This window comes from Caulobacter sp. S45 (genome assembly GCF_903642205.1).
Classification (GTDB): Bacteria; Pseudomonadota; Alphaproteobacteria; order Caulobacterales; family Caulobacteraceae; genus CAHJWH01.
The window spans coordinates 1-8,903 of sequence record NZ_CAHJWH010000133.1 but is presented as its reverse complement, the minus strand read 5'-3'; the positions used below and the strand labels follow the sequence as shown (position 1 = coordinate 8,903).

General features: G+C 69.9%; 8 protein-coding genes. All 8 read left to right on the top strand.

The genetic code is table 11. From position 1 onward, the window contains the following. Positions 1 to 6 precede the first annotated feature (6 nt). On the top strand, positions 7 to 1,212 hold the full coding sequence (locus HUV06_RS12475) for a glutamate-5-semialdehyde dehydrogenase (RefSeq protein ID WP_174301588.1): 1,206 nt from the start codon (positions 7 to 9) through the stop codon (positions 1,210 to 1,212). A 50-nt stretch (positions 1,213 to 1,262) separates the two neighbouring features. Continuing rightward, the gene (locus HUV06_RS12470; RefSeq protein ID WP_174301587.1) at positions 1,263 to 1,784 is read left to right on the top strand and encodes a hypothetical protein; all 522 of its coding nucleotides are present in this window, start codon (positions 1,263 to 1,265) and stop codon (positions 1,782 to 1,784) included. Between the two features lie 101 nt (positions 1,785 to 1,885). Further along, positions 1,886 to 4,177 carry an NADP-dependent malic enzyme gene (locus tag HUV06_RS12465; RefSeq protein WP_174301586.1) on the top strand — a complete coding sequence of 764 codons (2,292 nt, stop codon included), beginning with the start codon at positions 1,886 to 1,888 and terminating at the stop codon, positions 4,175 to 4,177. 369 nt (positions 4,178 to 4,546) lie between these two features. Next, positions 4,547 to 5,143: a lytic transglycosylase domain-containing protein gene (locus HUV06_RS12460; RefSeq protein ID WP_174301585.1), complete on the top strand. Its 597-nt coding sequence runs from the start codon at positions 4,547 to 4,549 to the stop codon at positions 5,141 to 5,143. A 14-nt stretch (positions 5,144 to 5,157) separates the two neighbouring features. Continuing rightward, positions 5,158 to 5,478, top strand: coding sequence for a TrbC/VirB2 family protein (locus HUV06_RS12455; RefSeq protein WP_256430070.1), 321 nt, complete (start codon positions 5,158 to 5,160; stop codon positions 5,476 to 5,478). Then, on the top strand, positions 5,478 to 5,762 hold the full coding sequence (locus HUV06_RS12450; RefSeq protein WP_174301583.1) for a type IV secretion system protein VirB3: 285 nt from the start codon (positions 5,478 to 5,480) through the stop codon (positions 5,760 to 5,762). Before HUV06_RS12455 ends, HUV06_RS12450 begins: the two co-directional genes overlap by 1 nt. A 9-nt stretch (positions 5,763 to 5,771) precedes the next feature. Then, positions 5,772 to 8,150, top strand: a complete 2,379-nt coding sequence (locus tag HUV06_RS12445; protein ID WP_254601091.1) for a VirB4 family type IV secretion/conjugal transfer ATPase — start codon at positions 5,772 to 5,774, stop codon at positions 8,148 to 8,150. Between the two features lie 215 nt (positions 8,151 to 8,365). After that, positions 8,366 to 8,903 (top strand): type IV secretion system protein (locus tag HUV06_RS12440; protein WP_174301581.1); only part of this gene is annotated, 538 nt, incomplete at its 3' end.

Genomic DNA, 8,903 nt, shown 5'->3' with positions numbered 1-8,903 from the left:
GCCGCCGTGTGGCTGCGCGAGGCCGGGGCGGACCAGCGCACCGCGGCGATCTCGGCCATGGCGGAGGCGGTCGTCGCCGCCTCCCCCGCCATCCTCGATGCCAACGCCGAGGACCTGGAGGCGGCGCGGGCCGCGGGGCTCGCCCCCAACATGCTCGACCGCCTGGCCCTTGACCCCGGCCGGCTGGCCGGCGTGGCGCAGGCGGTGCGCGAGATCGCCGCCATCCCCGATCCCGTGGCTAAGGAGATGGCGCGCTGGACCCGGCCGAACGGGCTCGACATCGCCCGCGTCCGAACTCCCATCGGCGTGCTGGCGGTGATCTACGAGGCGCGGCCGAACGTGACCGCCGACGCCGCGGCGCTCTGCCTGCGCTCCGGCAACGCGGTGATCCTGCGCGGCGGGTCGGAGGGCCTGCGCACCAACCTCGCCCTGCACCGCGCCCTGGTGCAGGGGCTGGAGGCGGCGGGCGCGCCCGCGGACTGCATCCAGCTCGTCCCCACCGTCGACCGGGACGCGGTGGGACTGATCCTGCAGGGGCTGGGCGGCGCGGTCGACCTGGTGATCCCGCGCGGCGGCAAGGGGCTGGTGGCGCGGGTGCGGGCGGAGGCGCGGGTGGCGGTGCTCGGCCACCTGGAGGGGCTCTGCCACACCTATGTCCACGCCGCCGCCGACCCGGCCAAGGCCCGCGCCATCGTGGTGGACGCCAAGATGCGTCGCACTTCTGTCTGCGGCTCGACCGAGACCCTGCTGATCGACGCGGCCGTCGCGCCGGCGCTGCTGCCCGCCCTCGCCGCCGACCTGGAGGCCGCCGGCTGCGCCCTCCGCGGCGACCCCTCCGCCCGCGCCCTGGTCCCCGCGATGGCCGAGGCGACCGAGGCGGACTGGACCACCGAGTACCTGGCCCCCATCCTGTCGGTCCGCGTCGTGGATGGGGTGGAGGCCGCGGCCGCCCATATCGCCACCTACGGCTCCGGCCACACCGACGCCATCGTCACCGAGGATGCGGCGGCGGCGGCGCGCTTCACGGCCGCGGTGGACAGCGCCATCGTGCTGGTCAACGCCTCCACCCAGTTCGCCGACGGGGGCGAGTTCGGCTTCGGCGCCGAGATCGGCATCGCCACCGACAAGCTCCATGCCCGCGGCCCCGTGGGCGCCGAGCAGCTCACCACCTACAAGTACGTGGTGCGCGGAACCGGCCAGGTGCGGGGCTAGGAACGCCCTCGTGCCCCGCTGGTTGGACGATAGTGTCGAGGGAGGTGGAGATGTCTGGAACGGCGAAGAAGACTGATCCCAAGCTGTGGGAGAAGGTCAAGGACGAGGTGACCGAAGGCGACAAGGGCGGTAAGCCCGGCCAGTGGTCCGCCCGCAAGGCCCAGCTCGCGGTCGGCGAATACAAGAAGGAAGGCGGCGGCTACGAGGGCGAGAAGAGCGCCGACAACCACCTGAAGCAATGGACCGACGAGGACTGGGGCACCAAGTCCGGCCAGGAAAGCGGCAAGACCGGTGAACGTTATCTGCCCAAGGAGGCTCGCGAACACCTGACCAAGGAGGAGTACGCCCGCACCACCGCTAAAAAACGCGCCGACACGAAGAAGGGCAAGCAGTTCTCCGCCCAGCCCAAGGACGTGGCGGAGAAGACGGCCGACGATCGGGAGACAGGCCATGCCGGCGCAGATACGAGCAAGGCGGCCCTCTATGCCGAGGCGAAGGCGCACGACATCCCCGGCCGCTCCAAGATGAGCAAGGCGGAGCTGCAGAAGGCGCTCGGCCGCGGCGCGTCGTAGAGCCGGATGAGCCCTTCGCGGCCTTGATGCGGCGATGGCCCCGTCGCAGAAGTCCTCAGCCGAGCTTCTAGAGCGCCTGACGTCGGCGCGAGGGAAACGCCATGCCCACCGATAACAACCGCAAGAGCTTCACCGACGAAGAGGCCCTGGCGTTCCATCAGCTGCCCACCCCCGGCAAGATCGCGGTGGTGGCCACCAAGCCCATGGCCACCGCCCGCGACCTCAGCCTGGCCTACTCGCCAGGCGTGGCCGTGCCGGTGCTGGCGATCGCCAAGGATGCAGACCTCGCCTACGAATACACCTCCAAAGGCAACATGGTGGCGGTCATCTCCAACGGCACCGCGATCTTGGGGCTGGGCGACCTCGGCGCGCTGGCCTCCAAGCCGGTGATGGAAGGCAAGGCGGTGCTGTTCAAGCGCTTCGCCGACGTGGACGCCATCGACATCGAGGTGCTGACCAAGGACCCGGACGAGTTCATCACCGTGGTAAAGAACATCGGCCTGACCTTCGGAGGCATCAACCTCGAAGACGTCCGGAGTCCAGACTGCTTCACCATCGAGCCTGCGCTGCAGGACCTGCTCGACATCCCCGTCTTCCACGACGACCAGCATGGCACCGCCATCATCGTGGCCGCCGGCCTGATCAACGCCTGCGAGATCACCGGCCGCCGGATAGAGGACGTGAAGGTTGTGCTGAACGGCCCGGGCGCCGCGGGCATCGCCACCCTCGAACTGATCAAGACCATGGGCGTGGATCCAAGGAACTGCATCGCCGTGGACCAGCAGGGCGTGCTGTACCGCGGCCGCAGCGACATGAGCCAGCTGAAGACCGCCCATGCGGTGGACACCTCGCTCCGCACCCTCGCCGAAGCCGTGAACGGGGCGGACGTCTTCATCGGCACCTCGGTCAAGGGCGCCCTGACCCAGGACTTGGTGAAGACCATGGCGCCCAAGCCGATCATCTTCGCCATGGCCAATCCCGATCCGGAGATCACGCCGGAAGAGGTCCATGCCTCCCGCGACGACGCCATCGTCGCCACCGGCCGCTCGGACTATCCGAACCAGGTCAACAACGTGCTGGGCTTTCCTTACATCTTCCGCGGCGCGCTGGACGTGCGGGCCCGCAGGGTGAACCAGGAGATGAAGGTCGCCTGCGCCAACGCCCTGGCCCAGCTCGCCAGGGAGGACGTGCCCGACGAAGTGGCCGCCGCCTATCACGGGCGCGAGGTGCAGTTCGGGCGCGACTACATCATCCCCGCTCCCTTTGATCCCCGCCTGATCTGGTACGTGCCGCCTTTCGTGGCCCAGGCGGCCATGGACACCGGTGTGGCGCGCAAGCCCATCGAGGACATGGCCGCCTATCGCGACCGTCTGGCCCAGCGGCTGGATCCCTCGGCGGCCTTCCTTCAGACCATCACCAGCGCAGTGCAGCACGGACCCAGGAAGTGCGTGGTCTTCGCGGAGGGCGAGGAGACCTCCGTCATCCGCGCCGCCCACGCCTTCCAGCTGCAGGGCCTGGGCAAGGCGATCCTGTGCGGGCGCGAGGACACCGTGCGCGCGAACGCCAAGGCGGTGGGCGTCGATCCGGACCTGATCGGGCTGGAGATCGTCAACGCTCGGGTCTCGCAGAAGAACGCGGAGTACGTCGACTTTCTGTACAGCAGGCTTCAGCGCCACGGCTACCTGAAGCGCGACGTGCAGCGGCTGATCAACCAGGACCGCAACTCCTTCGCCGCCTCCATGGTGGCGCTGGGCCACGCCGACGGCATGGTCACCGGCGTCACCCGCACCTTCAACGTGGCGCTGCGCCAGGTGCAGCGGGTGATCGATCCCATCCCCGGCGGCCGGGTCGTGGGTCTGACCGCCCTGCTGGCCCGGGGCCGCACCATCTTCGTGGCCGACACCAGCGTCACCGAACTGCCCACCAGCGAAGAGATGGTGGAGATCGCCGTCGAGGCCGCGGGCGCGGTGAAAGGCATGGGCTTCACCCCGCGTGTGGCCTTCACCTCCTACTCCACCTTCGGCAACCCGGCGGGCGAGCGGGGCGAGAAGGTGAGCCGGGCGGTGGCCATGATGGACGCCAGGGACGACCTCGACTTCGAGTACGAGGGCGAGATGCCGCCGGAGCTGGCGCTGGACGCCGAGAAGCGCGCCAACTACCCCTTCGTTCGGCTGACCGACAACGCTAACGTGCTGGTCATGCCCGGCATCCACGCCGCCTCCATTTCCACCAAGCTGGTGCACCTGCTGGGCGGGGCCACGGTGCAGGGGCCGATCCTGCTCGGCATGTCCAAGCCGGTGCAGATCTGCCCGCTGTCGGCCTCCGTCTCCCAGATCCTGACCATGGCCACCTTCGCCGCCTGCGACGTGCGAACCCTGGCGCCGGCGGAGTGAGCCGGCCCTCCTACCCGGCGTCGCGGGAAGGCGCGTGACCGCCGGGTCAACGCTTCTGCTCTTCGCCGGACCTGCTCCCCGCGTTCAGGGCGCCCTCAACGGGCCTGTGCAGGGTTCAAGGCGCCAGCCTCAAGCGTCGCGCTCTCGAGGCCAAATCGGGGCCGTGTCAAGCAGGACATGAAGAGCCAAGGCGGCTCCTGAACCGAAGAAGCCCAGCGTCTCAGGGCGCCCTCAATTGCGTTTGCAGGCGTGATGGCCCACTCTCTTGACGTATCAGCCACTCAGCGAGGCCGCGTTTTGGATTGGAAAGCTCGGGGCCGCGGCGCCAAAAAGGTGAGGTCGTGCTTGGTCAGACTTCCGACGCCACCTATGTCGGCCGTCTTCGCCGTTTGCCTGGGAGCTCTTGGGCTGAGCTCGGCGGCCGCCGCCCGCGCCCAGGTGCTGGAGATCGGCTCGACAGGCGAGGTCAAGGTCTATAACGGCCCCACGCTGTTCACCGCCGACGGCGCCATGCCCATTCTCCGGCCTCGGGCGACAGCCCGCCGTGCGCCGCCGCCGGTCGGCCCCGGACCCGAGATGGCGCGGGCGGCCCAGGCCGCGGCGCTGAGCCCGGAGCTGGTCTCCGCGGTCGCCTGGCGGGAGTCGAACTACCGCACCGACCGGGTCTCACACGCAGGCGCGGTGGGCGAGATGCAGCTGATGCCCGCGACCGCCCGGGCCATGGGCATCGATCCCGCCGACGCGGCTCAGAACCTCAGCGGCGGAGCCAGCTACCTTCGCGCCATGATGCAGCGCTATGACGGCGATCTGATGCGCGCGCTTGCGGCTTATGATGCCGGCCCGGGGGCTGTGGACCGGTACGGCGGCGTGCCGCCGTTCAAGGAGACCCAGGCCTATGTCGCCGCCATCATGGACCGGCTGAGCAAGGTGGCCGAGGCGACGACCGCCTCAGGCGTCGCCCGATGAGCAAGAGGATGCGCTTGGACAGGACCAGATCGACGGCCGGCCTCACCGCCGCCTTGGCCGGTATGCTGTTCGCCGGGGGAGCCCGCGCCCAGTCGGTGCAGCTGGACCCCGCGGGCTCCAACGTCATCCTGACCGCGGTGAGCTGGCTGCAGGGCACCCTGCTCGGCAACGTGGCCACGGCCCTGGCGGTGATCGCGGTGGGCGCGACGGGCCTGCTGATGCTCACGGGCCGGATCGACTGGCGGCGAGGGGCGACGGTGATCCTGGGCTGCTTCATCGTGTTCGGGGCCGCCGCCATCGTGGCCGGCATCCGCTCGGTGGCGGGCGGGGGCTGATGGCGCAGCTCGACCGCGATCCCGTGTTCGGCGCGCTGACGCGGCCGCAGATGTTCGCCGGCGTCACCTACAGCTACTTCGTGCTCAACGCGGTGGTGACCATCGAGCTGTTCCTGATCACCCACTCCTTCTGGGCGTTGCTCATCGCGCCGGTGGTGCACTTCATCGGCTATCTCGGATGCCTGCGCGAGCCCCGCTTCTTCGACCTGTGGCTGGTGAGGGTCAGCCGCTGTCCGCGGGTGAAGAACGCCTCCTTCTGGCGCTGCAACTCGTACTCTCCCTGAATGGGAGCGTTGCTGACCCGAACCCCGCGGCCCGACGAGCGCCGCGAACAGGCGGCCGGCTCGCGCCTGCCCTACGCCCGCCACGTGGACGACTCGACGATCGAGACCCGCGATGGCCGGCTGCTCCAGGTGATCCACCTGGCCGGCTTCCCGTTCGAGACCGCCGACACCGAGGAGTTGAACTACAGGAAGTCGGTGCGTGACACGATGCTGCGAGGCGTCGCCAACTCCCGCTTCGCGTTGTACCACCATGTGCTGAGGCGCGAGACCTCGCCCGAGCTGCCCGGCGAGTTCGCCGACCCTTTCAGCCGCGCCCTGGACGACCAGTGGCGGGACTGGCTGGCCTCGCGCCGCATGTACGTCAACGACCTCTTCCTCACCGTCATCCGCCGCCCGCTGCAGGGCCGCATCGGCGTGCTGGGCGAGCTGGCCAAGGTGGTGCGCGGGCGCGCCTCCGGCCAGGAGTCCGCCGCCGCCTTCGTGCGCGACGTGGGCGCCCTGAACGGCGCGCGCGACGGCCTTCTGGCGGCGCTCGCCCCGTATGGCGCGCGCCTGCTCACCGCCTACGAGGGGCCGCAGGGCCTGTGCTCGGAGCCGCTGGAGTTCCTGTCGCTGCTCTACAACGGCGAGGCGCGCCCGGTGCGCCTGCCCCGCGCCGACCTCGGCCTGTATCTTCCCTATCGCCGGGTGAGCTTCGGCGCCGACAGCCTCGAGTTCGGACCGGCCGGCCGGCTGGAGCGCCAGTTCGCCGCCATGGTCTCGGTGAAGGACTATCCGGGCCAGACCACACCCGGCATGCTCGACGACCTGCTGCGCCTGCCCTACGAGATGGTGCTGAGCGAGAGCTTCGGCTTCGTGGACCGCCAGGCGACGCTCGACCGCATGAACCTCGCTTTGCGCCGCATGAAGGCCGCCGACGACGAGGCCACGAGCCTGCGCCGCGACCTCTACACCGCCAAGGACGACGTAGCGGCCGGCCGGGCGGCGTTCGGCGAGCACCACATGACGGTGATGGTCAAGGCGCCTACCCAGGCCGCCCTGAACGCGGCGGCGGCGGACGTGCAGTCCGCCTTCACCGAGCTCGGCGTCATCGCCGTGCGCGAGGAGGTGAACCTGGAGCCCGCGTTCTGGGCCCAATTCCCCGGCAACTTCAAGGATATCGCGCGCCGGGCGCTGGTCTCTTCCAGCAATTTCGCAGCGCTCGCGAGCTGCCACAACTTCCCCGTAGGCCAGCCTGCCGCCAACCACTGGGGCCCGGCGATCACGGTGTTGGAGACCACCTCGGCCGGCCCCTACTACTTCAACTTCCATCACGGCGACCTTGGCAATTTCACCTGCGTGGGGCCGTCGGGGTCGGGCAAGACGGTGGTGCTGGGGTTCCTGCTGGCCCAGGCTCAGAAGCTGAACCCGCGCACGGTCTATTTCGACAAGGACCGCGGCGCCGAGATCTTCCTCCGCGCCATCGGCGGCCGCTACGATGTGCTGCGACCCGGCCAGCCCACGGGGCTGAACCCCCTGCTGCTGGAGGACACCGCGGCCAACCGCCGCTTCCTGGCCGACTGGACGGCCAAGTTGATCACCGCCAACGGCCCGGTGCTGGACGCCGAGGACGTGGGCGCCATCGCCGATGCGGTGGACGCCAACTTCGCCCAGCCCCAGCGCTACCGGCGCCTGCGCCACTTCGTGGAGCTGTTCCGAGGCTCGCGCCGCCCTTCCAGCACGGACCTGGCCGCCCGGCTCGCTCCCTGGCACGGCGCGGGCGACTATGCCTGGCTGTTCGACAACGAGGTGGACGAACTGGACCTGGAGGCCCGCACCCTGGGCTTCGACCTGACCCAGATCCTGGACGACCCGGCGGCGCGCACCCCCGCCATGATGTATCTGTTCCACCGGGTGGAGCAGCGGCTGGACGGCGAGCCGACCATCATCGTCATCGACGAGGGCTGGAAGGCGCTCGACGACGAGGTCTTCATCCAGCGCATCAAGGATTGGGAGAAGACGATCCGCAAGAGGAACGGCATCGTCGGCTTCTGCACCCAGAGCGCCCAGGATGCGCTGGGTTCGCGCATCTCCAGCGCCATCATCGAGCAGGCCGCCACCCAGATCTTCATGATCAACCCGAAGGCGCAGGAGGCGGACTATGTCGGCGGCTTCGGCCTCACCCCGCACGAGTTCGAGCTGGTCCGCACGCTGCCCGACTCCACCCACTGCTTCCTGATCAAGCACGGCAATGACAGCGTGGTGGCGCGGCTGAACCTGGGGGGCATGCCGGACCTGCTCACCGTGCTGTCCGGTCGCGAGTCGAGCGTGCGCCGGCTGGACGAGCTGCGCGGCGTCCACGGCGACGCCCCCGCCGACTGGCTGCCCCAGCTGCTGAAGCGCGCTTAGGACATGGCTAGCCTGTGGCTCAAGGGCGTGACGTTACAATCCTCCCCTGCGGAGCGGGGGAGGGGGACCACGCCTAGCGGGGTGGAGGGGGCTGCAGCCCAGCGTCGCGTTCGGGCAGCCCCCTCCGTCACGGGCCTTGCGGCCCGCGCCACCTCCCCCGCTGCGCAGGGGAGGATAAGCGGCGCGCCCACTCCAACTGAACGAGCCGCACGCTGATGGCCGGCGCATGCCCCGTCCCCGGTCCCGACGACCCGCTGGTGCGGGGCCTCTTGGGCGTGGTGGACTGCAACGTGCAGACAGTGGTGCAGACCGGCTACGCCTCGCTGTTCCAGCCCGGCGGCGCCTTCGTCAGCGTACTGACCGTGTTGATGACCCTTTATGTGGCCCTGGTCGGCTACCGCCTGCTGCTCGGCCGCACGCCCCTGACCGTCACCGACCTGGCGCTCACCACGGTGAAGCTCGGCGCGGTGCTGGCGCTGGCCACCCAGTGGGGGACCTACCAGAGCCTCGTTTACCGCACCCTGTTCTTCGGGCCGGAGCAGATCGCCGACGTGATCCTGCACAGTCTCCGCGCCAACGGGTCGGTGGTCGGCGGCAACGTCTATGACGGGCTGCAGCGCGCCTTTACCGACATGAGCGCCTTCTCCCCCGCCACGCCCCCCGGCACGCCCGCGGTGGCGGCCCCGGTGGCGGCCGCGCTCGGCGCCAATGCGGCGGGGTCCGGGCCGATCGCCTCGCTGCTGAGCAAGGCCG

What these genes read in the sequence shown, in the direction of transcription:
- HUV06_RS12470 (WP_174301587.1), top strand. Translation starts at nt 1,263, where the DNA reads ATGTCTGGAACGGCGAAGAAGACTGATCCCAAGCTGTGGGAGAAGGTC.
- HUV06_RS12465 (WP_174301586.1), top strand. Translation starts at nt 1,886, where the DNA reads ATGCCCACCGATAACAACCGCAAGAGCTTCACCGACGAAGAGGCCCTG.
- HUV06_RS12460 (WP_174301585.1), top strand. Translation starts at nt 4,547, where the DNA reads ATGTCGGCCGTCTTCGCCGTTTGCCTGGGAGCTCTTGGGCTGAGCTCG.
- HUV06_RS12450 (WP_174301583.1), top strand. Translation starts at nt 5,478, where the DNA reads ATGGCGCAGCTCGACCGCGATCCCGTGTTCGGCGCGCTGACGCGGCCG.